25 protein-coding genes are annotated in these 24,021 nt (G+C 63.1%); 15 read left to right on the forward strand and 10 right to left on the reverse strand.

Features of this window, described 5'->3' with window-relative positions:
* Positions 1 to 224: 224 nt before the first annotated feature.
* Both LB571_RS25135 and phaC read right to left on the reverse strand, forming a co-directional pair.
* Positions 225 to 1,472, reverse strand: coding sequence for a YcbK family protein (locus LB571_RS25135; protein ID WP_224598866.1), 1,248 nt, complete (start codon positions 1,470 to 1,472; stop codon positions 225 to 227).
* Between the two features lie 215 nt (positions 1,473 to 1,687).
* Positions 1,688 to 3,523, reverse strand: a complete 1,836-nt coding sequence (gene phaC / locus LB571_RS25140; protein WP_015317566.1) for a class I poly(R)-hydroxyalkanoic acid synthase — start codon at positions 3,521 to 3,523, stop codon at positions 1,688 to 1,690.
* Positions 3,524 to 3,621: 98 nt separating this feature from the next.
* On the opposite strand from phaC, the gene LB571_RS25145 reads away from it, so the two are divergent.
* The 7 genes from LB571_RS25145 to recJ all read left to right on the forward strand — a co-directional run bounded on the left by LB571_RS25145 (position 3,622) and on the right by recJ (position 10,533).
* Complete coding sequence (locus LB571_RS25145) at positions 3,622 to 4,014, forward strand: hypothetical protein (protein WP_015317567.1); 393 nt, start codon at positions 3,622 to 3,624, stop codon at positions 4,012 to 4,014.
* Positions 4,015 to 4,058: 44 nt separating this feature from the next.
* On the forward strand, positions 4,059 to 5,276 hold the full coding sequence (locus tag LB571_RS25150; RefSeq protein WP_015317568.1) for an LL-diaminopimelate aminotransferase: 1,218 nt from the start codon (positions 4,059 to 4,061) through the stop codon (positions 5,274 to 5,276).
* A gap of 37 nt (positions 5,277 to 5,313) precedes the next feature.
* Complete coding sequence (locus LB571_RS25155) at positions 5,314 to 6,627, forward strand: homoserine dehydrogenase (RefSeq protein WP_140661149.1); 1,314 nt, start codon at positions 5,314 to 5,316, stop codon at positions 6,625 to 6,627.
* A 129-nt stretch (positions 6,628 to 6,756) separates the two neighbouring features.
* Positions 6,757 to 7,113 (forward strand): hypothetical protein, encoded by a 357-nt coding sequence (locus LB571_RS25160; protein ID WP_140723655.1) that lies wholly within the window; start codon positions 6,757 to 6,759, stop codon positions 7,111 to 7,113.
* 69 nt (positions 7,114 to 7,182) lie between these two features.
* Positions 7,183 to 7,350, forward strand: a complete 168-nt coding sequence (locus LB571_RS25165; RefSeq protein WP_015317571.1) for a Thivi_2564 family membrane protein — start codon at positions 7,183 to 7,185, stop codon at positions 7,348 to 7,350.
* 201 nt (positions 7,351 to 7,551) lie between these two features.
* Positions 7,552 to 8,535 (forward strand): class II fructose-bisphosphatase, encoded by a 984-nt coding sequence (gene glpX / locus LB571_RS25170; protein ID WP_140791027.1) that lies wholly within the window; start codon positions 7,552 to 7,554, stop codon positions 8,533 to 8,535.
* A gap of 216 nt (positions 8,536 to 8,751) precedes the next feature.
* Positions 8,752 to 10,533, forward strand: coding sequence for a single-stranded-DNA-specific exonuclease RecJ (gene recJ / locus LB571_RS25175; RefSeq protein WP_141906666.1), 1,782 nt, complete (start codon positions 8,752 to 8,754; stop codon positions 10,531 to 10,533).
* Between the two features lie 23 nt (positions 10,534 to 10,556).
* Here the strand turns inward: recJ and LB571_RS25180 are convergent, their stop codons facing one another.
* The 4 genes from LB571_RS25180 to folE all read right to left on the reverse strand — a co-directional run bounded on the left by LB571_RS25180 (position 10,557) and on the right by folE (position 13,400).
* Positions 10,557 to 11,114 carry a dihydrofolate reductase family protein gene (locus tag LB571_RS25180; RefSeq protein WP_015317574.1) on the reverse strand — a complete coding sequence of 186 codons (558 nt, stop codon included), beginning with the start codon at positions 11,112 to 11,114 and terminating at the stop codon, positions 10,557 to 10,559.
* 91 nt (positions 11,115 to 11,205) lie between these two features.
* Positions 11,206 to 12,180 (reverse strand): patatin family protein, encoded by a 975-nt coding sequence (locus LB571_RS25185; protein ID WP_411961387.1) that lies wholly within the window; start codon positions 12,178 to 12,180, stop codon positions 11,206 to 11,208.
* Between the two features lie 80 nt (positions 12,181 to 12,260).
* Positions 12,261 to 12,722 carry a phosphoribosyl-AMP cyclohydrolase gene (gene hisI, locus LB571_RS25190; RefSeq protein ID WP_015317576.1) on the reverse strand — a complete coding sequence of 154 codons (462 nt, stop codon included), beginning with the start codon at positions 12,720 to 12,722 and terminating at the stop codon, positions 12,261 to 12,263.
* Between the two features lie 42 nt (positions 12,723 to 12,764).
* Positions 12,765 to 13,400: a GTP cyclohydrolase I FolE gene (folE, locus tag LB571_RS25195; protein WP_015317577.1), complete on the reverse strand. Its 636-nt coding sequence runs from the start codon at positions 13,398 to 13,400 to the stop codon at positions 12,765 to 12,767.
* A 240-nt stretch (positions 13,401 to 13,640) separates the two neighbouring features.
* Here folE and LB571_RS25200 point away from each other — a divergent pair, with 240 nt between their 5' ends.
* Positions 13,641 to 14,087: an iron-sulfur cluster assembly scaffold protein gene (locus LB571_RS25200; protein ID WP_015317578.1), complete on the forward strand. Its 447-nt coding sequence runs from the start codon at positions 13,641 to 13,643 to the stop codon at positions 14,085 to 14,087.
* Positions 14,088 to 14,089: 2 nt separating this feature from the next.
* On the forward strand, positions 14,090 to 14,575 hold the full coding sequence (locus LB571_RS25205; RefSeq protein WP_140616123.1) for a cell envelope integrity protein TolA: 486 nt from the start codon (positions 14,090 to 14,092) through the stop codon (positions 14,573 to 14,575).
* Positions 14,576 to 14,597: 22 nt separating this feature from the next.
* Here LB571_RS25205 and LB571_RS25210 read toward each other — a convergent pair whose 3' ends face one another.
* Complete coding sequence (locus tag LB571_RS25210) at positions 14,598 to 15,515, reverse strand: LysR substrate-binding domain-containing protein (protein WP_140616125.1); 918 nt, start codon at positions 15,513 to 15,515, stop codon at positions 14,598 to 14,600.
* Between the two features lie 322 nt (positions 15,516 to 15,837).
* Here LB571_RS25210 and yidD point away from each other — a divergent pair, with 322 nt between their 5' ends.
* The 4 genes from yidD (at position 15,838) to LB571_RS25230 (ending at position 20,313) form a co-directional block, all read left to right on the forward strand.
* Positions 15,838 to 16,212, forward strand: a complete 375-nt coding sequence (yidD, locus tag LB571_RS25215; protein WP_140616127.1) for a membrane protein insertion efficiency factor YidD — start codon at positions 15,838 to 15,840, stop codon at positions 16,210 to 16,212.
* 138 nt (positions 16,213 to 16,350) lie between these two features.
* On the forward strand, positions 16,351 to 17,169 hold the full coding sequence (gene blaOXA, locus LB571_RS25220; protein WP_224598869.1) for a class D beta-lactamase: 819 nt from the start codon (positions 16,351 to 16,353) through the stop codon (positions 17,167 to 17,169).
* Between the two features lie 144 nt (positions 17,170 to 17,313).
* Positions 17,314 to 19,290, forward strand: a complete 1,977-nt coding sequence (gene thrS, locus LB571_RS25225) for a threonine--tRNA ligase (RefSeq protein WP_224598873.1) — start codon at positions 17,314 to 17,316, stop codon at positions 19,288 to 19,290.
* Positions 19,291 to 19,374: 84 nt separating this feature from the next.
* Positions 19,375 to 20,313, forward strand: a complete 939-nt coding sequence (locus tag LB571_RS25230; RefSeq protein ID WP_140616133.1) for a lysophospholipid acyltransferase family protein — start codon at positions 19,375 to 19,377, stop codon at positions 20,311 to 20,313.
* A 3-nt stretch (positions 20,314 to 20,316) separates the two neighbouring features.
* Here LB571_RS25230 and LB571_RS25235 read toward each other — a convergent pair whose 3' ends face one another.
* Positions 20,317 to 21,279, reverse strand: coding sequence for a hypothetical protein (locus LB571_RS25235; protein ID WP_140616135.1), 963 nt, complete (start codon positions 21,277 to 21,279; stop codon positions 20,317 to 20,319).
* A 155-nt stretch (positions 21,280 to 21,434) separates the two neighbouring features.
* Here LB571_RS25235 and LB571_RS25240 point away from each other — a divergent pair, with 155 nt between their 5' ends.
* Both LB571_RS25240 and LB571_RS25245 read left to right on the forward strand, forming a co-directional pair.
* A complete protein-coding gene (locus tag LB571_RS25240; protein WP_140616137.1) occupies positions 21,435 to 22,019 on the forward strand; it encodes a nitroreductase in 585 nt (194 codons plus the stop codon).
* The gene (locus tag LB571_RS25245) at positions 22,020 to 22,628 is read left to right on the forward strand and encodes a flavin reductase family protein (RefSeq protein ID WP_140616139.1); all 609 of its coding nucleotides are present in this window, start codon (positions 22,020 to 22,022) and stop codon (positions 22,626 to 22,628) included.
* Positions 22,629 to 22,631: 3 nt separating this feature from the next.
* On the opposite strand, the gene LB571_RS25250 is transcribed toward LB571_RS25245, so the two are convergent.
* A complete protein-coding gene (locus LB571_RS25250; RefSeq protein ID WP_224598876.1) occupies positions 22,632 to 23,513 on the reverse strand; it encodes an HpcH/HpaI aldolase/citrate lyase family protein in 882 nt (293 codons plus the stop codon).
* Positions 23,513 to 23,965, reverse strand: a complete 453-nt coding sequence (locus LB571_RS25255; RefSeq protein WP_015317588.1) for a MaoC family dehydratase — start codon at positions 23,963 to 23,965, stop codon at positions 23,513 to 23,515. Before LB571_RS25255 ends, LB571_RS25250 begins: the two co-directional genes overlap by 1 nt.
* Positions 23,966 to 24,021: the final 56 nt, after the last annotated feature.

A 24,021-nucleotide genomic window follows, 5' to 3' on the forward strand; every position in this document is an offset into this window, starting at 1 on the left:
CTGGCGTTGCGCGCAACCGGCAACCCGTTAGGTGCCGCCTTGGACAACTTTTTTCCGACCTGCCAAATCAGCGTTTTCGCGGGGGCGGAAGAGCTTGCAATTTGCGGTGACGTCAGGCGCCCCGGCATCCTCGGGTGTTCGCGACGGAGCTTCGCTCCTGCTCTGCCCGTGGATGACGAAGTCGCGGCCTTCGCCGCTGACAGGCTCCGGCCGACAAATCGCCGCTAGCCGTCGTCACCGCCGCTGCGCCGGCGGCAGCGCCAGTTCCAGTCGCGCTCGGGGCCGACGTCGACATGAACCGATTCGGTGTGGCAGTAGGTGCCGACGCCGCCGCGGCCGGGCATGGTCCTGATGTAATTCGCAAGCTCCCACTTGGAGACGCCGGGCACCTGGATGTCGGCGGCGGCGCAATACATGTGCAGCGAATTCTTGGCGCCGTTGGCGCGACGGTTGCGGGCCGGATCGCGATAGCCCGAGGTCACCATCATCTTGCGGCCGTAATGGCCTTCGATCGTCTTCAGCACGCGCACAAGGGACGGCTTCAGGCAAGCCACGTCGACGCTCTCATTCTGCTTCAAGAGGCCGTTGGGCGCGAGCCGAGCCATGCCGGCGGCGGAGGCAACCTGATAGGAGCCGCCCGAGCCTTCGTCCTCGTTGAGGTCGACGTCGCTTTCATCGTCGAGGCCGGATTTGCGCTTGATCTCGAACAGGGCCGTCTGGCGCACGCCGGGCAAGGCGTCGCTGCCGGTGATGTGACCGGCATCGCCGCCAAGTGAAGCCAGTTGCAGTGGCTTCTGCGTGGAATCAGCAGAGGCCAAAGTGATGATCGGTTTTGCCGCGGGCGGAGCAGGCTTGGGCTGCACGGCAGGCTGTTCGCCCGATCGGGTGTTGACCAGCGGAGCAGGCGTGGCCGAAGCCGGGGTGGCGCCAAACATCGACGCCAGGAAGCCTTTTTTCTTCGGCGCGTCGGCTTGCGGTGCCTCGCCGGCGGTCACGTACACCGGATTGTTCATCACCGGTGCCGCGGCTGGCGTCGGCGCGGTGGCGGCGGCATCGGCGGCGGCGATCTTCTTGGCGACCGCGTCTGTCTGCCGCGCCGTCTGTACCGGCTGCTGCAAGGACTGCGGCGTCTGTCCCGCGATCGTTTCCGCGCCGGCCGGTATGGTGAGCGGGAAAGTGGCCCCAGGCTTGGCAATCGGTACGTAAGCAACCTTTTCGGGGAGTGCCGTGTCGCTTTCGCTCATCACGGTCGTCTGCTCTGTCGCCACTTGCGACGACGAATCAGCGGCGAGAGGCTTGCCCGCGGAGGCGGCGTGGAGGTCCGATTCGGAAGCATTATAGCCGGGCATTCCAACCGACATTGTCGGATCGCCAGCCGATGTGCAGGAGGCCAGAAGTATGGAGCAGAGCGCTGCCACAATGGCGCGGCGTTCTCCCTTTGCGAGGCTCCATCCTGCTGATTTCAAAGTCAAATTCCCCCTCGGTGTCCGATCGGTATATACCTGGCGCCGACTGGTATGTCCGCGTCAGGTGGACCTTTGTCTCCGATCCGGAAACGAGACCTGTGTCAAATCAGCAAGCCTGTAAGTATTTTTGCAGCGATTGCCGAATTGCGGCCGCTTGATGGTTGACGACACCATTTCGCCCGCTTTTGCGGGGGCGTCAACTCACCAGACATTACAGTCCGTTACACACGCACCTTGACATAGGTCCCGGGAGCATCGCCCAAGGTTTTCATATGCTTGCCGGGTTTGCGGGCAGGCACACGGGTGTTGTCCTTGGCCTCTATCCAGCCTTGCCAGTGCGGCCACCAGGATCCCGGATGGCCGGTGGCGGAGGCTATCCACTGGTCGAAGTCGCCCTTCGGCGGACCGCCGGTCCAGTACTGATATTTGTTGGATGCGGGCGGATTGACGACGCCAGCTATATGGCCCGATCCCGCCATCACGTACTCGACCGGGCCGCCGAAATATTTCGAGCCGAGGAAGACGGACAGAGCCGGCGCGATGTGATCTTCCCGGGAGGCGAGATTGTAGACCGGAATGGTGACATCGCCGAGCGAGATCGTGTGGCCCGCCAGTTGCATCGTGCCGCGCGAGAGGTTGTTCTCGAGATAGCAGTTGCGCAGGTAGAAGGAGTGGTTGGCCGCCGCCATGCGGGTCGAATCGGCGTTCCAGTAGAGCAGGTCGAAGGGCAGGGGGTCCTTGCCGCGCATGTAGTTGTTGACGACATAGGGCCAGATCAGGTCACCCGAGCGCAGCATGTTGAAGGCGGTCGCCATCTTGGTGCCGTCGAGATAGCCCTTTTCGTTCATCGACTTTTCCACCGCCGCGACCTGTTCCTCGTCGACGAACACTTTCAGATCGCCGGCATGGGTGAAGTCGACCTGTGTGGTGAAGAAGGTCGCCGACTTGATGCGGTCGTCGCCTTCCCCAGCCATCAGCGCCAAGGCCGCCGCCAGCAACGTGCCACCGACGCAGTAGCCTATAGCATTGACGTCGCGCTCGCCGGTCGCTTTCTCGATCGTGTCGAGGCCGTATTGCAGGCCTTCCCTGATATAGGCTTCCCAGTTCTTGGCGCCGTGGCGTTCATCCGGATTGATCCAGGAGATGACGAAAACGGTGTGGCCTTGCTCGATCGCCCAGCGGATGAAGGATTTCTGCGGGTTGAGGTCGAGTATGTAGAACTTGTTGATCCAAGGCGGGCAGATCAGCAGCGGGCGCTTCAGCACCGTCTCGGTCGCCGCATCATACTGGATGATCTCGGCGACATCGCTGCGGCCGACCACCTTGCCGGGCGTGGTGGCGATGTTCCTGCCGATCTCGAAGGGTGAATAGTCGGCCTGACGCAGTTTGAGGTCGCCTTTGCCGGCGGCAATGTCCTCAGCCAGCATCTTCATGCCGCGCACCAGGTTTTCGCCGTTGGAGGCGACGGTTTCGCGAAACAGTTCGGGATTGGTCAGGATGAAATTGGACGGCGAGATGGCGTTGGATACTTGCTTGACGTAGAAGCTCGCCTTGTGGCGGGTATGCTCGTCCAGGCCTTCGGCATGGTCGACCAGTTCGGACGCCCAGCGCGAGGTGACCAGATAGGCCTGTTTCAAGAAGTCGAAGAAGGCGTTGCGGCCCCATTCCGGGTCCTGGAACCGCTTGTCGCCGCGCTCCGGCTTGACGGCATCGTCGGCGCCTTCGGCATTGGGGCTGACGCGCTGGATGGCGTTCGCCCAAACCGTCATGTAGCCAGCGAACAGCCGCGTCTGCGCTTCGAGCGCCCGCTGCGGATCGGCGAGCCAGTATTCGCTGAGCTTGGAGAAGGTCTTGACCATGTCGACGACCGGCTCGGCGACCTGGTCGCGCACCTCACCTTTTTCGCGCGGTTCGGCCCATGCGGAAGCCGCCTTGCCAGCCTGCTCGATCATCCGCGCCATGTTCAGCGCGAAGCGTTCCGGGTCCTTCACCAGATATTGCTCGACCGTCGAAGGTCCGCCATCTTCCGCTTTGCCCGAATCGGGTGTTTTGGACATGGTTCGCGGGGTTCCTCCGGAAGCGTTTTCTTGACATATTAACATGGGACATCCGACAGGGTCCAATCTCGCTCTACCCCGGCTGCCAAGGAAACAATATGACGATTAAGTTTGGCGAGACTGTTTTTTTCGGTGCCGGCCACTTTTGCCGCATCAGCGCGGCCCTCATGCTCCTGGCCGTTGCCGGATGCTCGAGCACGAATACCAGCGGTCCGGTGCCGATGGCCACCGACGCGGGCCCGAAGGACACCGGCACCTTTCCGAACCTCAACATCCCGCCGCAGGTGGCGGCGAAACAATTCACCGAGGCCGAGAAGAAAGCCAAGCTCGCCCAGTTGAAGGCCGACGAGAACGGGCAGGGCGCCAAGGGCGGCGGCGCGGCCGTCACCAACCAGGCGGCGCTGACCGATCTCGCCAAGAAACATGGTCCGCAGACCCTGAAGCAGATCGAAGGCAAATGCGACCCCGCCCTCGACCCTACCTGCAAATGAGTATATAGCGCGCGCCCAACGCTCCCTTGCTGTCTGGAACTGCCATGGAAGAATTTCACAAGGTCCGCCGGCTTCCGCCTTACGTGTTCGAGCAGGTCAACCGGCTCAAGGCGAGCGCCCGTTCGCGGGGCGCCGACATCGTCGACCTCGGCATGGGCAACCCGGACCTGCCGACGCCCAAGGCCATCGTCGACAAATTGTGCGAGGTCGTGCGCGATCCGCGCACGCACCGCTATTCCTCGTCGCGCGGGATTCCCGGTTTGCGCCGCGCCCAGGCAAACTACTATGCCCGCCGCTTCGGCGTGAAGCTCAACCCCGACACCCAGGTGGTGGCCACGCTCGGTTCGAAGGAAGGCTTCGCCAACATGGCGCAGGCGATCACCGCGCCCGGCGACGTGATCCTGTGCCCCAACCCGACCTATCCGATCCATGCCTTCGGCTTCATCATGTCGGGCGGGGTCATCCGCTCGCTGCAAGTCGAGCCCGATGACGGCTTCATTCCGGCGCTCGAGCGCGGCGTCCGCCATTCGATCCCGAAGCCGCTAGCGCTGATCCTCAACTATCCATCGAACCCGACGGCACTGGTCGCCTCGCTCGATTTCTACAAGGACGTGGTGGCCTTCGCCAAGAAGAACGACATCATCATCCTGTCCGACCTCGCCTATTCGGAAATCTACTTCGACGGCAATCCGCCGCCTTCCGTGCTGCAGGTGCCGGGCGCCATCGACGTCTGCGTCGAGTTCACCTCGATGTCGAAGACCTTCTCCATGCCCGGCTGGCGCATGGGCTTCGCCGTCGGAAACGAACGGCTGATCTCGGCGCTGACCCGGGTCAAATCCTATCTCGACTACGGTGCCTTCACGCCGATCCAGGTGGCGGCGGCGCACGCGCTCAATGGCGACGGCGCCGATATCGCCGAGGTGCGCGACATCTATCACAAACGCCGCGACGTGATGGTCGATGCGTTCGGCCGCGCGGGATGGACCATTCCGGCCCCCGCGGCCTCGATGTTCGCCTGGGCGCCGATCCCTGAGCCGTTCCGTCATCTGGGCTCGCTCGAATTCTCCAAGCTGCTCATCGAGCACGCCGATGTGGCGGTGGCGCCCGGTGTCGGCTTCGGCGAACATGGCGACGATTTCGTGCGCGTAGCACTGGTCGAGAACGAACACCGGATTCGCCAGGCGGCACGCAACATCAAGCGCTTCCTGTCGGCCAGCGCCAAGCAGCCCAACAATGTGGTGCCGCTGTCCGCCCACCGGTAAATACAAATTCGATCTTATTTGAGGGGCGTCGCCTTCCATGGCTGAAGCACTGCGTGTTGGAATTGCTGGACTTGGCACGGTCGGTGCATCGGTGGCGCGCGTGTTGCGCGACAAGGCGGCGGAACTGACCCGCCAATGCGGGCGCGACATCATCGTGTCGGCGATTTCCGCACGCGACCGGAAACGCGAGCGTGGCATCGATCTGAGCTCCGCGAATTGGTTCGACGATCCGGTCAAGATGGCGCAGACCGCCGAGATCGACGTGTTCGTCGAGCTGATCGGCGGCGACGAGGGGCCGGCGCGCGCCTCGGTGAAGGCCGCGCTCGAAGCCGGCCGCCATGTCGTCACCGCCAACAAGGCGCTGCTTGCCAAGCATGGCGTGGCGCTTGCCGAAATCGCCGAGAAGAAGGGGGTGCTGCTCAATTACGAGGCCGCAGTGGCAGGCGGCATCCCGGTCATCAAGACGATGCGCGAGGCGATGGCCGGCAATTCCGTCACCCGCGTCTTCGGCATCCTCAACGGCACCTGCAACTATATCCTGACCCGCATGGAGGCCGAGGGCGTCTCCTTCGACGTCGTGCTGAAGGACGCGCAGCGGCTGGGTTATGCCGAAGCCGACCCGACCTTCGACATCGAGGGCCATGACACCGCGCACAAGCTGTCGATCCTGACCAGCCTTGCCTTCGGCACCAAAATCGCCGCCAACGACATCTACATGGAAGGCATTTCCAACATTACACAGGCCGACATCCGTGCCGCCGGCGATCTCGGCTACCGGATCAAGCTGCTCGGTGTCGCCCAGCGCACCGAAAGCGGCATCGAGCAGCGTGTGCACCCAACCATGGTGCCGACTGCTTCGGTCATCGCGCAGGTGCATGGTGTCACCAACGCAGTGGCGATCGAGACCGATATTCTGGGCGAGTTGCTGCTCTCGGGCCCCGGCGCCGGCGGCAATGCCACCGCCTCGGCGGTCATCGGCGACATCGCCGACATCGCCAAGAGCCGGCCCGGCTTCCAGCATGGTCCCGTCTTCGGCCGGCCGGCGAAGGAGCTGAGACCGTATAAGAAGGCGCAGATGCGCAGCCATGCCGGCGGCTACTTCATCCGGCTGACCGTGCACGACCGCATCGGCGTGTTCGCGGCGATCGCCAAGCGCATGGCCGACAACGATATTTCGCTGGAATCGATCGTCCAGCATGCGGTCAGCGGCGAGGCGGCGGCGCAGAAGACGGTGATCCTCGTTACCCACGAGACCACCGAGGCTGCCGTGCGCAAGGCTGTCGACGGCATCACCAAGGACGGCCATCTGACCGACAAGCCACAGGTCATCCGCATCGAGCGGGCAGGGTAGCAGGCAGCCTCGTTGCCGTGGGCGTAACCACCGGCGGCGTATCTCGGTTCGGTGAGGACATCCCGCTGCCGCCCGGAACGAATTGGCGTCGGTACCGTTCTCTTGGTCAGCAACCAAGGGAGCCGCTTCATGGCCGATACCAACAAATCCGACGCCCCTGACATTGGCGACATCCAGAAGACGCTGGAAAAGCAGATCGCCGACCTGCGCAAGGAGATCACCAAGATCAACAAGAGCATTTCGCAGCGCAGCGCGGAAATGCTCGATGATGCCAGTGAGCAAGCATCGGATTTCTACGATACAGCCGCTTCCCGCGCCTCGCGGACAGCGCAGCAGTTGCGCAGCCAGGCCCAGTCCGTTTCGGAAGTCGCGCGTGAAAATCCGGGCACGACCACAGCCGTGCTTGGCGTGATCGGCCTGCTCGGCTTTCTGGCCGGGATTGCCGTCGGCCAGTCGATGAACGACACGTCGCGCCGCTGGTATTGACCGCGCCGATATTGAGCCGGCAATGCCGGCTCATTTCTCCGTTTCAGCAAGTCATTTAAGGAGGGCATTATGGCTTCGTCCGTGTTAATCGGCATCCTGATTACATTTCTGGTCATCATTCTCGTTCTCTACCTGGTGCAGCGGCTGCCGCTCGACGCCAGGATGAGGCAGATCGTCCAGGTCATCGTCATCATCATCGGCATTATTTCGCTGCTCAAATACCTCGCGGTTTTCTAGGACCACGAAGACGGCAATTTCTGTTTCGTGCCGGCCCGGTTGATCCCAAACCGGGCCGGCATTGTTTTCAAAAATTCGGTTCAATCGATTGATATTGCTATCCTTTCGATAAACCATCCGGCAGGTCTTGCCGTTGTCATGGTCCTTTGACAAAACAAGCACGCCTCTGGCGGGAGGCGGCATCAAACGAGGATTTGCCGAATGAATGTGGCCCAGAACATCGTCGCCGGCCTTGACCGGATACTCACCATGGAACTGGTGCGCGTCACCGAACGGGCCGCGGTCGCGGCCGCCAGGCTGCGCGGCCGCGGCGACGAAAAGGCTGCCGACCAGGTCGCCGTCGATGCCATGCGTGAGGAGCTCAACCGCCTCGCGATCAAGGGCACGGTGGTGATCGGCGAGGGCGAGCGGGACGAGGCGCCGATGCTCTATATCGGCGAGGAGGTCGGGACCGGCAAAGGGCCCGCGGTCGATATCGCGCTTGATCCGCTCGAAGGCACGACGATCTGCGCCAAGAACCTGCCGAACGCGCTCGCCGTGATCGCGATCGCCGAGAAGGGCAGCCTGCTGTTCGCGCCCGACGTCTACATGGACAAGATCGCGGTCGGTCCCGGTTACGCCGACGGAGTCATCGATATCGACGCCTCGCCGGCCGAAAACGTCGCCAGCCTTGCGCGAGCGAAGGGCGTTGCTGTGTCCGACATCACGGCCTGCATCCTCGACCGTCCGCGCCACGCCAAGCTGATCGATGCCGTGCGCGCCACGGGCGCCGCGATTCGGCTGATCGGCGACGGCGACGTCGCCGGCGTCATCCACACCACGGACGCGGAAGAAACCGGCATCGATATCTATCTCGGCACCGGGGGTGCGCCGGAAGGCGTGCTGGCCGCGGCGGCGTTGCGCTGCACCGGCGGCCAGATGCAAGGCAGGCTGATCCTCGATACGCCGGAAAAGGTCGCACGTGCCGCAAAGATGGGCATTTCCAATCCGAAGCGGATCTATCAAGCGGAAGACATGGCGCGTGGCGACGTGCTGTTCGCGGCCACCGGTGTCACCGATGGCAATATGCTGGCTGGCGTCAAGTTTGGCCGCACATACATCACCACCCACACGATCGTGCTGCGATCGTCATCGCGGACCGTGCGCGAGATCAAGGCCAGGCACCAGGATCTGGATAAGTTCTAGACCTGCTTGCGAAGCCGGGCCGCAGTTGTTAGCCATCTGGCTGCCTCCGATGGCGGCAAGGGTTTAACGATGACACCGCCCGATCGGCATGCGGCCTCTGATGTCTCGGGCGGCCAGCGAACGGGTGCACGGCTGAAAGGCGGAAAGCGTAGTTTTTCTTGAAGTCTCCCGCGGCCTTTGGCTTATCCTGCCGCCAACCATGAGTTGGCAAAGCGCATGATGGGCGAAAGGCGCCTCTTCCTCGATGTCAGGCAGTCGGCAACCGGTCTCTCCTGGGAGCACCGGCTGACCGAACGGCAGGACATGATCGCGCTCGCCATCGCACAGGGTCATGGCGTGCCAGACATCGTCGCGCGCGTTCTTGCCGGACGCGGCGTGGCCGCCGATGAGACCGAGCGGTTTCTGGACCCGACGATCCGCGACCTGTTGCCGAACCCGGCCTCGCTGACCGATATGGACAAGGCCGCCATCCGCATCGCCGCCGCCGTCATGGCGCGGGAGAAAATTGCGATCTTCGGCGATTACGACGTCGATGGCGCGGCCTCGTCGGCCTTGCTGAAGCGGTTTCTCACGCATTTCTCGGTGCCGTCGGAAATCTATATCCCGGATCGTATTTTCGAGGGCTACGGTCCCAATCCCGATGCCATGCGCGAACTGGTATCGCGCGGCGCGACGCTGATCGTCACAGTCGATTGCGGCACCAACAGCGCCGTCTCGATCGACGCGGCCAATGCCGCCGGCGCCGATGTCGTGGTGCTCGACCACCACCAGGTCGGCGGCGTCTTGCCTGCGGCAATCGCCGTCGTCAATCCAAACCGCGACGACGACCTTTCCGGACAGGGCCATCTCTGTGCCGCCGGTGTCGTGTTCCTCGCCTTGGTACACACCGCAAAGGTGCTGCGTGGCCTGAGCGATGTCACGCCGCCCGACCTGCTTTCCCTGCTCGATCTCGTGGCGCTTGCCACCGTCTGCGACGTGGTGCCGCTCACGGGCGTCAATCGCGCCTTCGTCGTCAAGGGTTTGCAAGTGGCGCGGCAGCAGAAGAATGAAGGAATGGCCGCGCTGGCACGGGTGTCACGCGTTGGCGAGCCGATCAGCACCTTCCATCTCGCCTACCTGATCGGTCCGCGCATCAATGCCGGTGGGCGCATAGGCGATGCGGCACTCGGCAGCCGGCTGCTTGCAACGGACGATCCCGTCGAGGCGCAGACCATCGCGGAGACGCTAGACCGGCTGAACCAGGAGCGGCAGCTGATGGAGCAGGAGATGCTCGCCGCCGCGCGCGCCGAGGCCGATGCCGAACTCGCGGGCGGCAGCGGCCCGGCGATCGTCGTCACCGCCAGCAACAGCTGGCACCCTGGCATCGTAGGCCTGCTTGCCTCACGACTGAAGGATCACGCACGGCGGCCGGCCTTCGCCATCGCCTTCAACGCCAACGGCACCGGCACTGGCTCGGGCCGTTCGGTGTCGGGTTTCGACCTTGGCCGGCTGGTGCGCGAAGCCGCCAATGCCGGGCTCATCGTCAAGGGCGGCGGCCATGGCATGGCTGCCGGTATCACCGTCGAGCGAGCAAGACTGGGTGAGCTCAGGGCCTTCTTCGAGGAGCGGGCGGCCGCCGACGTTTTCAGGTTGCAGGATGAGGAAAGCCTGGCGATAGACGGCGCGCTTGCCGCCGAAGGCGCGACGCTCGGCCTGCTCGATGCGTTGGAAAAGGCGGGGCCCTTCGGTGCCGGGCATGTCGCGCCTGTTTTCGTGCTGCCGCGCCATCGGCTGGCCGACATCAGGCCGGTCGGCACCAACCATATTCGCGCCGATTTACAGTCGGAGAGCGGCGGCCGCATCCAGGCGATCGCCTTTCGCGCCGTCGATACGGTGCTTGGCGAGTTCCTGTCCAAGAACCGCGGCAAGACGGTGCATGTCGCCGGCTCGCTGTCGGGCAATTACTGGAACGGCAACCGTACGGTGCAGTTTCGCATCATCGACGCCGCGCGGGCGTAGGGCGCGCCGGAAACCCGCGCAATTCAGCCGGCCGGCGCATAACGCAGCAACGTCACGCCCTGGGGGAGACTTTGCGTGCCGAGCGGGGTCAACGCCAGCGACAGGCCGGATTCAAAATATGGCTTGCCGCCACCCAGCACCACGGGATGCATATAGAGCCGGTATTCGTCGATGAGGCCGGCTCGTGCCAGAGAAGCGGCAAGGTCGGCGCCGCCAAGGATGACGAGGCCATCGGCCTGCGCCTTGAGAGATCGTACCGCATCCTCCGCATCGCCATCCACCAGCCGGGCATTGAGCCCGACTTGCCGAAGCGTGGTCGAGAAGACGATCTTCGGCGTTTCGCGCCATGCATGGGCAAAATCCCGCTCGACCTCGGTGGCGCCGGTTTCGCGTTCAGGGCTGTCCCAGAAGCGCATGGTTTCGTACATGCGCCGTCCGGCGAGCACGGCGGAAGCCTGCCTCATCATGTCGTTGAAGTGCTGGTGCAGTTCCGCCTCGGGCACTGGCAAGCCGATGTCCCCGTTCGATCGGGCGATATAGCCGTCCAACGACGTCAGCATGGAATAGACAATCCTGGCCATCGGCACCTCCGCCTCGATCGACGCAGATCACCATAACCAATTGCGTTTTGCAATCAGTTTGTCCTGAGGCCAATACAACTTGAGGAACGGTCTAGGCGAGAACCGTCTGCAGCCGCGTCAGTTCGCCGATCTGCGCTATCGTCGCCTGGTAGCCGAGCTGGATCGCCTCGTCGGCCCGGTGGAATTCGGTAAGGCCGATATGGCTGAGCTTGGGTTGCAGCGACATGTCAGGCGGATCGCCGGCAAGTCTCGCCCGTGAAATACGGTCCTGGATGATGTTGAAGGCTTCGACCATCACGCCGGTGATGCCCAAACGCGTCTGGTGCGATTGGTGTTGGGCGTCGACCTGGCCGGGCCTTGGCGCATCCTTTTCGATAACCAGCTCGCCAGCGCTGTGCTTGATCACGGCGGCGCGGCCGAACAGGTCGTAGTGGAGGTTGACCGCCACGACGAGCGGCTGCTCGTAGGCGCGGCAGACCGAAACGGGCACCGGGTTGACCAGCGCTCCGTCCACCAGCACGCGGCCGTTGCAATCGACAGGCTCGAACACGCCAGGCAGCGCGTAGGACGCGCGCATGGCGGTGATCAGCGATCCGCTCGACAGCCAGATCTCGTGGCCGGTGCGGATTTCCGACGCGACGCAGACAAATGGCTTGGGCAGATCGTCGAAGCGGATGCCGGCCACGTGCTCGCGCAGGCGCGCGTCCAGCTTCATCCCGCCGAAGAGGCCGCTACCGCGCAGGTTGAGATCGAGCAGGCCGAAGATACGTCGTCTGGTGAGGCTGCGGGCGAACTCTTCCAGCTCATCCAGTTTGCCGGCCAGATAACAGCCACCGACCAGGGCGCCGATCGAGGTGCCGGCGATCATCGAAACTTCGATGCCGGCTTCATCGAGCGCGCGCAGCACGCCGATATGGGCCCAGCCTCTGGCGCAACCGCCGCCGAGCGCGAGCGAAATACCTGTTTTCTTGGGGGAGGTTGTTTCGGATGCGCCGCCTGCCGAGGACAGGCCGTTGGCCTCCCTGACATCTGGTCTGTTACGCAATGACGCCCATTCGAGCATCATGATCTCCCTTGTCCCAGGCTAGTATACGGACGGGCCGTATCGAAATGATGAATCTATGTGGTCGGTGTCAGGCAGAAGGTTCAAGCTGATGGCTTCCGATACGTGTTTTCCGCATCGAACAGCGGCTTGCTGCCGTCGTCGGCAAGCGTCCCCTTGCCGTCGATCAGCCCCACCGTCCGATAAAAGCATGAACGCCGGCCGGTGTGACAGGTTGCGTCGTGGCCCAACACTTTCACGCGAAGCCACACCGCATCCTGGTCACAATCCGTGAGCATCTCGACGACATGCTGGAAATTGCCCGAGGTTTCGCCCTTCTTCCAGAGCGTGTTGCGCGAGCGCGACCAGTAATGGGCAATGCCTGTTTCCAGCGTCAGAGCCAGCGCCCGTGCATTCATATGCGCGACCATCAGCAGCATGCCGTCGGCGGCATCGGTGACGACGACGGTGACAAGACCGGCGGCATCGAAGCGCGGCGAAAACACCGCGCCTTCCTCCAAGGCTTTCTTGTCCGAGGGAGCTTCCGGAAATTCCAGTGCCGACATTGCCGGTCTATCTTCCTATTGACCGCGACGTCGGCAAAGGGCTTACGCCCTGCCGCCGCGCACCATGGTGACAAAACGAACCTGCTCTTCGGGCGTATCCTTGAAGACGCCTGTGAAGGTGGAGGTCAGCGTGGTGGAACCTTGCTTGCGGATGCCGCGCATGGCCATGCACATGTGCTCCGCCTCGATCATGACGGCAACGCCGCGCGGGTTGAGCACGTCCTGGATGACGCCGGCAATCTGGGCGGTCAGGGCTTCCTGCGTCTGCAGCCGATGGGCAAAGATATCGACGACGCGCGCGATCTTGGACAGGCCGACGACCTTGCCGTCGGGCAGGTAGCCGACATGCGCCTTGCCGATGATCGGCACCATGTGATGTTCGCAATGCGAATGGAACTGGATGTCCTTGACGATGACCAGGTCGTCGTAGCCGGCGACCTCCTCGAAAGTACGGCCAAGCTCCTCGGCCGGGCACATGTCGTAGCCGCCGAACATTTCGCGATAGGCCTTGGTCACGCGCTTGGGCGTGTCGATCAAACCCTCGCGATCCGGATTGTCGCCGGTCCAGCGCAGCAAGGTGCGTACGGCGGCCTCGACTTCGGCCTCGCTCGGGCGGTCGGTGACCGGCTTTTCCATATAGGCGGACTGGGGCATTAGTTTCTTGATGACGGCATCCATAAAAGGCGTCTCCCGTAGTTCCTCTCTGAGGAGGAACGAGTTGAACGGACCACGACCTTTCGGTGTCGGAAACTCGCCCCGTTTCCAGCCCCGTAAGCGGCGTGAACTTCCCGGCAAGGACAGTGGCGTTCGCCGCCTTGTCGATACCGGACTGCCAGCATTATATATGGTCGTGCCGAGCGAATGAAAGACGCAACAACGGCAATCGCTGTTCGCTTGGCGGCGACGGATTGGAAAATAATGATCAACGACGTCTACAACGCGAAAATTCTCGGTTTTGCCGGGAATATCGCCCGCATCGGCCGGCTCGATCATCCCGACGCGACCGCGAAGGCGCATTCCAAGCTGTGCGGGTCGACCGTTACCGTCGACCTCAAGATGGAGGACGGCGTGGTCACCGACTTCGCCCACGACGTGAAGGCCTGCGCGCTCGGCCAGGCATCGTCCTCGATCATGGCGCAACATGTCGTCGGCGCCAGCGCCGAGGAATTGCGCGCGGTGCGCGAGACCATGCTGAAGATGCTGAAGGAGAACGGCGCGCCGCCGGAAGGCCGCTTCGCCGACCTCGGCTATCTGGAGCCGGTGCGCGACTACAAGGCGCGTCATGCGTCGACCATGCTGACTTTCGACGCCGTGGTCGACGCCATCGGCCAGATCGAGAAGAAGCGCGCCGACGAAGCGGCCTGAGAGTGGTCTTCGACCTTACGGTGAGCGGATCCCGCCAGAGCGGTCGTTCATGCCATGGCTTGGTGTTCGCCGGTACTCTTGCCGCTTCACTTGTGTCGGCCGGTGGCTCAAGCGGGGCGGAACCAGCAGTCCAGCGCGATATCGGCGACTATCTCATGAGGGCCGTCCAGCCCTGCTGGAACGTGCCCGCAAATGCCACAAGTACTGCACGCGTCCGGATCAGCCTGAACAAGGACGGATCGCTCGCCGGGCCGCCAAAAATCGTCGGCCCCGTGACATCGGCAAGGCATAAGGTTGCCGAAGCCGCCATTCGCGCGATCACGCGTTGCGCGCCGTTTCCCGGGCTGGCGTCCTACGGCGCCGACTATGATTTGTGGCGCGACATCGTCGTCACATTCTACCCAGCAGTCGACCCGGCGGCGGGACATCCGTCCATGGACATCAACGACCTCGATAAACTTCTCGGAAAATACAAGAAGGTAAAGTAGCCGGCTCCGGCCAGCGCATGGCTCAGGCCGGAGCTTTCAGCGCTCGCCTGCTTTCGATGAATTCGCTTCTTAGCCAGTCGGCGAAGGCCGCGGCCGGTTCGGAGAGACTGTGCAAACTCCTGGCCACCAGCCAATAGGCCCCGGATGCGACATCGATGTCGAACGGTTTGACCAGTGCTCCGGTCTCCAATTCTTCTCCAATCTGCAGGAGATCGCCCAGCGCCACGCCGTGGCCGAGCAGCGCGGCCTGCTTGGAGAGTGAGGCGTCCGCAAGCATCGGCCCGCGCGTGGGCATGGCGTTGGCGGGTACGCCCGCCGCCTCGAACCAGCGCGTCCAACCCTGGCGGTTTTCCTCGTGCAAAAGCGTGAAGCGAGCAAGATCGGCCGGCTTCCCGAGGGCTGGGCCCGATGAAAGCAGCGCCGGCGACAGAACCGGCGAATCGACTGTCGAGGCCAGCCGCTCGGCTTCGCTGCGGGGCCATGACGTCGCGTTCGAGCTGAAACGTAAGGCAAGTTCGGGCTGGTCGCTGCGGAACTCGATCAGCCTTGGGTCCACTTCGAGGGAGACGTCGATATCGGGCCGCAACTGGCGAAACCGGTTGAGCCGGGGTACCAGCCAGACGGATGCAATCGACGGCTCGACGCTGACACGAACCACGGCCTGCGCGGGAACCGCGACCAGTTCCGAGAGTAGTTTGTCGATGTCGTCGAAACTTCTGACCAGTTGAGCAAGCAGCCGACGGCCTGCATCCGTCAGTTCGACGCGGCGATGGTGCCGTTCGAAAAGCGGTTGGCGCAGGAAGGTTTCGAGTTCGCGGATCTGCCGGCTGATCGCCGCCTGCGAGACGAAAAGCTCCTCGGCGGCGTTGCTGAAGCTCAAATGCCGCCCCGCCGCCTCGAAGCTCCTCAACGCCGTCAGGGGCAAGCGTCCACGCTTCATTTCGCATAACCCAGGATTATCCGAAGCGGAAATTATACTCGTTTGAAGGCGAAGGCCAGCGGCGGTCTAATCGTCTTCAAGGAGATGCCGCCATGATGCAGTTGCTTGAGATCCTTGGCGACGTCATACGGATCGCGACGTTCCAATGGCGCGACGAAAGACGCGCTACAAGGCATCACGAAGAATGGTCTCATCCTGGCCGCTGGGCGCCGCCAGCCGACCGAGGGCCATTTCGCCGTTCCCGCCCGTGACCGCACGGCGATCGGGATTGCGTTCTCCGGTGCAAGCGCACATCTATCAGCTGGAAAACGCGGAGATCGCAGTGGGCGACCAGCACAGGCATGCGCATACAGCCGGAGCGTCGAGGCGCGGCCGCAACTGGCCCGGCCCCTGGCGCAAGACGCCGGGCCGCTTGCTCGGCACCTCGCTCGTGCGGTTTTACCAGCTGACGCTGTCCGGCTTTGTCGGCAATTCCTGCCGCCATCTGCCGACCTGTTCGGAATACGCGCATGAGGCGATCGCCCGCCATGGCCTTTGGGCCGGCGGCTGGATGGGGTTGTTCCGCGTGCTGCGCTGCGGTCCGTTCGGCACGCACGGCGTCGATCTCGTGCCGCAGGCGCTGGCATCCCGCTACGTCTGGTTCATGCCATGGCGGTACTGGCGGATTGGTCGCAAGCGCGGCGGAGCGCAGGGCTAGGGTGGCTGGTCGCGTCGCGCCGTTTACGCTCCGGTAGGGTTAACGCAAGCCTGCACAACAACTGCGCATTTGAGACAAAATCGAGACAAGAGACCTCGCTAAGCCCGCTCGCGAACCCCCTTCTGGAGCGAGCAGAAAATGCGCAATGTCGATCGTCTTCCCTTTATCATGGCTGGTGTCCTGTTCCTGCTCGCCTGGCTGCTGGGATTTCCGATGCGCGCGCAGTCCGCGCCGCTCGCGGACGTGCAGTGCACGCTGATCGCCGATGCCCAGAGCGGCAAGACGCTTTACCAGGACGGTATCTGCGACCAGCGCTTCAGCCCGGCCTCCACGTTCAAGGTGCCGCTTTCGCTGATCGGCTACGACGCAGGCATCCTTGCCGATGAACATACCCCGGCATGGGATTACAAGCCTGAGTTCAACGCGGTGAAACGCGACCAGAAAATCGTCGATCCGACGATCTGGGAACGCGATTCCATCATCTGGTTCTCGCGCGAGATCACCCGTAAGCTCGGAACTCAGAAATTTGCCGGCTACGTATCGAAGTTCAACTATGGCAATGGTGACGTTTCCGGCAATCCTGGCAAGGATGACGGGCTCACCCATTCCTGGGTCAACTCCTCGCTTAAGATCACGCCAGTCGAACAGGTTGCCTTCCTGCGGCAACTGCTCGCCGGCACAATGCCGGTGTCGGCCAGGGCGCATGAAATGACACGCGCCATCATGCCGAACTTCAAGGCTGGGGACTGGGCCGTTCAGGGCAAGACCGGCACGACCAGGCTGGGTGCGGGCGGCAAGGACAAGCGCTCGCTCGGATGGTTTGTCGGCTGGGCTGGGAAAGACGGCCGCCAGATCGTGTTCGCCCGGCTCGTCGTCGATACGAAACGCACCGACATGCCGAAGGGGTTGGCGACACGGGCCGCGTTCCTGAAGGACCTGCCAGAGCTGATTAAGTGAGCCGGGCTTTACGGCGGCGGCATCTGCTCATAAAAGACTGCCGCCGCCGGACGCATCCGGCACCCTGGCAGGTCGCAGCCCCGAACCGCTGATGATCTGCATTTACCACCCGCGCTCGTTTGCGGGACTGGATAGGAGATACATATGCTGAATTCCGTTTCCCTGACATTTCCCGATGGCTCCGTCCGCGACTACGATGCGGCGATGACCGGTGCGGGTCTCGCCGAATCGATCTCGAAGTCGCTGGCCAAGAAGGCCGTCGCCTACGCCATTGACGGCACCGTGCGCGACCTCAGCGACCCGCTCGGCAAGTCCGGCAAGGTCGAGGTCATCACCCGCGACGATGCGCGCGCTCTTGAGCTTATCCGCCACGACACCGCGCACGTGCTGGCGGAGGCCGTGCAGGAGCTGTGGCCGGGAACGCAGGTGACCATCGGACCAGTGATCGAGAACGGATTCTATTACGACTTTGCCCGCAACGAGCCGTTCACCCCAGACGATTTCCCGGTGATCGAGAAGAAAATGCGCGAGATCATCGCGCGCAACAAGCCGTTCACCAAGGAGGTCTGGTCGCGCGACAAGGCAAAAAAGGTCTTTGCCGACAAGGGCGAGCGCTACAAGCTCGAACTGATCGATGCCATTCCCGAGGACCAGGATCTCAAGATCTATGCGCAGGGCGACTGGTTCGATCTCTGCCGCGGTCCGCACATGGCCTCGACCGGCCAGATCGGCAACGCCTTCAAGCTGATGAAGGTGGCCGGCGCCTATTGGCGCGGCGATTCCAACAACCCGATGCTGACGCGCATCTACGGCACGGCCTGGGCCGACCAGGCGCAGCTCGAAGCCTACCAGACGATGCTGGAGGAGGCCGAGAAGCGCGACCACCGCAAGCTCGGCCGCGAAATGGACCTTTTCCATTTCCAGGAAGAGGGGCCGGGCGTGGTCTTCTGGCACGCCAAGGGCTGGAAGATGTTCCAGAACCTGGTGAACTACATGCGGCGCCGGCTCGACGAGCAGGGCTACCAGGAGGTCAACGCCCCGCAGGTGCTCGACAAGAGCCTGTGGGAGACGTCAGGCCACTGGGGCTGGTACCGCGACGCCATGTTCAAGGTGACGGTCGCCGGCGATGAAACCGACGATGACCGCATCTTTGCGCTGAAGCCGATGAACTGCCCGGGCCACGTGCAGATTTTCAAGCATGGGCTGAAATCCTATCGCGATCTGCCGGTGAAGCTGGCGGAATTCGGCAATGTGCATCGCTACGAGCCGTCGGGCGCGCTACACGGGCTGATGCGCGTGCGCGGCTTCACGCAAGACGATGCGCATATCTTCTGCACCGAGGAACAGCTGGCTTCCGAGTGCCTGCGCATCAACGACCTGATCCTGTCGACCTATGCCGATTTCGGTTTCGACGAAATCAGCGTCAAACTGTCGACACGGCCCGAAAAGCGTGTCGGCACGGACGAGGCCTGGGATCATGCCGAGGCTATCATGGGCGGCGTGCTGGAGACGATCAGGACAAGGTCCGGCAATCGGATCAAGACCTCGATCAATCCGGGCGAGGGCGCCTTCTACGGGCCGAAGTTCGAATATGTGTTGAAGGATGCCATCGGCCGCGAATGGCAATGCGGGACGACGCAGGTCGACTTCAACCTGCCGGAGCGTTTTGGCGCCTTCTACATCGGCTCGGATTCGGAGAAGAAGCAGCCGGTCATGGTGCACCGCGCCATCTGCGGTTCGATGGAGCGTTTCCTCGGGATCCTGATCGAGAACTATTCCGGCCACTTCCCGCTATGGTTCGCGCCGCTGCAGGTGGTGGTGGCGACGATCACGTCAGACGCCGACAGCTATGCGACCGAGGTCGTGGCAAAGCTGAAGGCCGCCGGGCTGTTGGCGGAAGCCGATCTGCGCAACGAGAAGATCAACTACAAGGTCCGTGAGCACAGCCTGGCCAAGGTGCCGGTCATCCTCGTCTGCGGCAAGCGCGAGGCGGAGGAGCAGACGGTCAACATCCGCCGGCTCGGCTCGCGCGATCAGGAATCGCTTGGTCTTGCCGAAGCAATCGAACGGCTGACCGAAGAAGCGATCACGCCTGATCGCCGACGCAAGCGCGCTGCTTGAATCGGAGTGTTTCGATCGAATGGCGGTGGAGCGATCAACCGCCATTTTCATATCCCTGTCACGGCAACGTTGTAACGAGCCCCTATGCTCAAGCTGAAATCGCGCGAACGACCGTTCCCAGAGCTTTCCTACGCCAATCCGCACCAGCCGGCGCTGGCGCGCTGGTTCATCCATTCGGTCGAAGGCCTGTCGGGTCGCGATCGCTTTGCCGCGCTTTATGATTTCTGGCGCCGCCAGGTGGTGCCGACGGGCGAGCGTGTGTTCAGCCGCATGCTGGACCTCATTGACGTGGGCGTCCGAATTCCCGACCAATGGCCGCCCGCGCAATTGCCCGACACGCCACTGGTAATCGTCGCCAACCATCCCTTCGGCATCGGCGACGGCATTGCCGTGCTATCGCTGGCAGAGCAACTCGGCCGGCCTTTCCGGGTGATGATCCACAAGGACCTGCTCAGGATCCGCGAGATGGAGCCCTATTCGCTGCCGATCGACTTTTCCGAGACCAAGGACGCGGTGAAGAACAACATGGCGGTGCGCCATGAGGCGGTCCGGCTGCTCAGGGAAGGTGTCACCATTGTGGTGTTTCCGGCCGGCGGCGTGGCCACTGCGCCCAAGGGTTTTGGCCGCGCGCGCGACCTGCCGTGGAAGATGTTTCCGGCCCGTCTCGTCCAGGAGGCCAAGGCATCGGTCATCCCCATGCATTTCTCCGGCCAGAACGGCAGGCTTTTCCATCTGGTCAGCGGGCCGATGAACATGGCCGAGCGCGACGGGCGTGTGGCCAAATTCGTCGGCAAGGCCTCGCTGACCTTGCGCACCTCGCTGCTCATTCGTGAATTCGCGCGGCTGTCCGGCAGGGCGATCGACGTGCGCGTCGGCAACGTGCTGAGCTGGAACGAACTGGAGCCGCTGCGCGACCGCAAAACGTTGCTCGACCGTCTCTATCGCGGTGTATTCGACCTGGCGCCGAGCCTGCCGCGCCGTCGCATTCCGTTCCTCCCGGCGCGAACCAAGCTCGCCGCCTGAAGGCTAATCGGCGCCTTCCTCGGGATCCATCGCCGCTGCTTCGGTGGCGAGAACCTCAATTTCCTGGTTCTGCCCGCCAACGACCGTGAAATCCTTCTGGTAGATGCGATCGCGGTTCTTGGCGATGATGGTGTAGTCGCCTTCGGCCAGCACCATCGAGGCGAAGGCGCCGACGGTTTCCTTGATCGGATCGCCGGATTCGTTGAGCAGCGACCACGAGGTGTCGGCAATCGCTTCGCCGCCCGTCTCGCGTACCAGCTTCATGGTGATTTCAGCGGCGTGATGCTCGACGGTGGCTTCCGTCAGCTTGCCCGCCTCGACGCGGATATCGGATCGGATGACGGCGTTGACCGCGCCGTAAGTCGAGACGACATGATAGATGCCGGCATTGAGCCGCACGACGCTGTTGGGTTCGACATCGGGAATGATCAGCGCGCGGTCGCCATTGGCCTCGGCGGTGCCCTCATAGATCGAAAAGCGCAGTTTCTTCGGCGGTATGCGCACGCCGCCGGACAGGACCGCGTCTAGCTTCAGGCCGCCGGCATCGAGCACGAGGCTTTCTCGCTTGGCTTCCTTGCCGACTGTGATGCGCTTGGTGGCGCCGGCGCGGCCATAGGAAGCGTGGACCAGGTAACTGCCGGGCTCGAGCTGGAAGACGGCGCTGCCGCCATGGGAGGAGGCGACCATGGGCAATTTGCCGTTCACCGCTTCTGGCTTGAAGACACGCCAGACTAGCCCACGTGTGATGTCGGTGCCCTTGTCGGTCAACTGGGCCGAGAGCGTAATGGCGCCACCGCCGCCAAGCGCCAGCGGGGTCTCGCTCTTCGGCGTTGCATAGCTCGAAATTCCGGGAAGTTTCAGGTCGCCGACGCCGTCCTTTTCCTGCGCGACAGCCATGGAGACCGGCAGCAGGAACAGCGCGGCGCAGAGCCGAACCAGGAAAAGACGCAGTCGCCCCTCAAACATGCCTTGCGTTGAAGCCCATGGCGGTGGCAATTTCAAGGCTTAAGAGTCCGATCCGGGACTCTTCAGCCCGGCGTTTGCGCGCCTTTGCCCGAGCCGCCCGAATTCCCGATGGTGCGCTTCAGCTCAAAACAGAGTGTTTCAGGAGACTTGCGCCCATGGCGTCGCCGATCATCGACTTTCTATTGACCCGAAATTCAGCGCCGATACCCGACCTCAGGGAACCGGCGCCCAGCGACGCCGATATCGCCACGATGATCGCCGCCGCCACGCGCGTGCCCGACCATGGACGGCTCGAACCGTGGCGCTTCATCCTTTATCGCGGCGAAGCCCGCATCGAGATCGGCAAAAAACTAGCGGCCTTGGCCGAACAGCGCGAGGGGCCGTTGCCGGAAGGCCGTCGCAACCAGGAACTGGCGCGGTTCTCGCGCGCGCCGCTGGTGATCGGTGTCGTATCTATTCCGAGGGAGAACCCAAAAATCCCGCAATGGGAGATGTTCCTGTCCGGAGGCATGGCGGCGATGAACCTGATGATCGCGGCCACTGCGCTGGGCTATGGCACGAACATGATCAGCAACTGGTATTCCGACGTGCCGGAGGGCAGGGCGATTCTCGGACTGGCGCCGCAGGAGCGCGTCGTCGGGTTCATCCATATCGGCTCCTACGCCGGTCCGGCGCCGGAGCGGCCACGGCCTGATCCGGCCAAGCTCTACACCGATTATGCCGGACCTTGGGCGGGCTGAATGTTCTACGAGCCGTCCAAGGGGCATGGCCTGCCGCACGATCCTTCGAAGGCGATCGTCGCGCCGCGCCCGATCGGCTGGATATCGACGCTGAACCAGGCCGGCGAGGTCAATCTGGCGCCATACTCCTTCTTCAACGCCTTTTCGACGCGACCTTTCATTGTCTGGTTTTCCTCGGAGGGTGAGAAGGACAGCGCCTCGTTTGCCCAGGAAACCGGCGAGTTCGTCGCCAATCTGGTCAGCCGCGATCTTGCGGACAAGATGAACTACACATCCGTCGACGCACCGCGTGGCGTCAACGAGTTCATCTATGCCGATCTCGCCATGGCGCCCTCGCGTCTCGTCAAGCCGCCGCGCGTGGCGGCTGCACCAGCGGCGCTCGAATGCCGGGTGACGGAAGTGTTTCGCCCGAAGGCGCTGGACGGATCACCGACGAGTGCCTTTGTCGTCGCCGGTGAGGTGATCGGCGTTCACATCGACGATGCTTTCCTGAAAGACGGCCTGTTCGACATCACCAAGTCCGGCAATGTCGCGCGTCTCGGTTATATGGATTACGCCAGCGTCGACGAGGTCTTTTCGATGCGGCGGCCACGCTGGGGCAAGGAGTAGCCGTCAGGCGGATATCCCGGCCGCTTTCGCGCGGGCCAGAAGGCGTTCGGCCAGCCGCAGATGCGGACGGTCGAACATCTTGCCGTCGATGCCGACGACGCCCGGATTTCCGGCCGCCTCGAAGGCCGCCACGATAGCCGCCGATTGTCTCACCGCCTCGGCAGAGGGCGTGAAGGCGGTGTTGATGACGGGCACCTGATCGGGGTGGATCGCCATTTTGCCGGTGAAACCGTCACGCTCGGCGTCGGCACATTCCGCGGCGAAGGCCACCATGTCGCGAAAGCCAGGAAATACGGTGTCGATCGCGGCGACTTCCGCGGCTCCGGCCGCGAGAATGGTCGTCAGGCGGGCGTGACGGAAGAGATCGGTGTAGCGGCCGTGCTCGTCGCGGGCAGAGCGTGCGCCGATCGCGGCCGAAAGGTCTTCCGCGCCCCAGGTGAGACCGGCGAGCCGTGCGCTTGTCCCCGCATAGGTGGCGGCGGCGAGCACGCCCGCCGGAGTTTCGGTGATGATCGGCAGGATTTTTATCGACCCGTCGGGCAGGCCGTTTTCGGCTTCCCAAACCCTGAGCTTGGCCGCGAGCTGCTGCACATCCTGGCCGCTGTTCGATTTAGGCAGCATGATGCCGTCCGGTCTTGCCGGAACGAGCTTGGCAAGATCATCGTCCGTCATTCCGGTCGAGAGGTCGTTGACCCTGACATAAAGCGCCGAGTTGGTTTGCCCCCTGCGTTCGAGGATAAAGCGCGCCGCGATCTCGCGCGCCCGCGCCTTGTTCCGCGGCGCCACGGAGTCCTCGAGATCGACGATAACCACGTCGGCGCCGGCGCCAAATCCCTTTTCCAGCTTCCGTTCGGAATCGCCTGGAACGAATAGCAGCGAGCGCATCAGTCTGCCTTCTTCAGCATCATCGCTTGCCTGATGCATTTGGCGACCAGATCGCCATGCTGGTTGTAGGCGCGGTGCTCGAATTCGACGATGCCGCGGTCGGGCTTCGACCTGGATTCGCGCACCGAGACGACAGATGTTTCGACGCGGATGGTGTCGCCATGGAAGACCGGGTGAGGAAACACGGTTTCCTTCATGCCGAGATTGGCAACCGTCGTGCCGACCGTGATGTCGTTGACCGAAATGCCGATCATCAGGCCGAGCGTGAACAGCGAGTTGACCAGCGGCTTGCCCCATTCGCTCCTAGCGGCGAAATCGAAGTCGATATGCAGCGGCTGCGGGTTCAGCGTCATCACCGAAAACAGCATGTTGTCGCTCTCGGTGACAGTCTTGCGCAGCGTGTGCCGGAAGACATGGCCGACAACAAACTCCTCCAGATATAGCCCGGCCATCTTCCGCCTCCTGCGCTGTCTGACGGTTGATAGGCGCTGCTTCAGGCGCTCGCAAG

This window comes from Mesorhizobium sp. BR1-1-4, assembly GCF_020165375.1.
GTDB lineage: Bacteria > Pseudomonadota > Alphaproteobacteria > Rhizobiales > Rhizobiaceae > Mesorhizobium > Mesorhizobium australicum.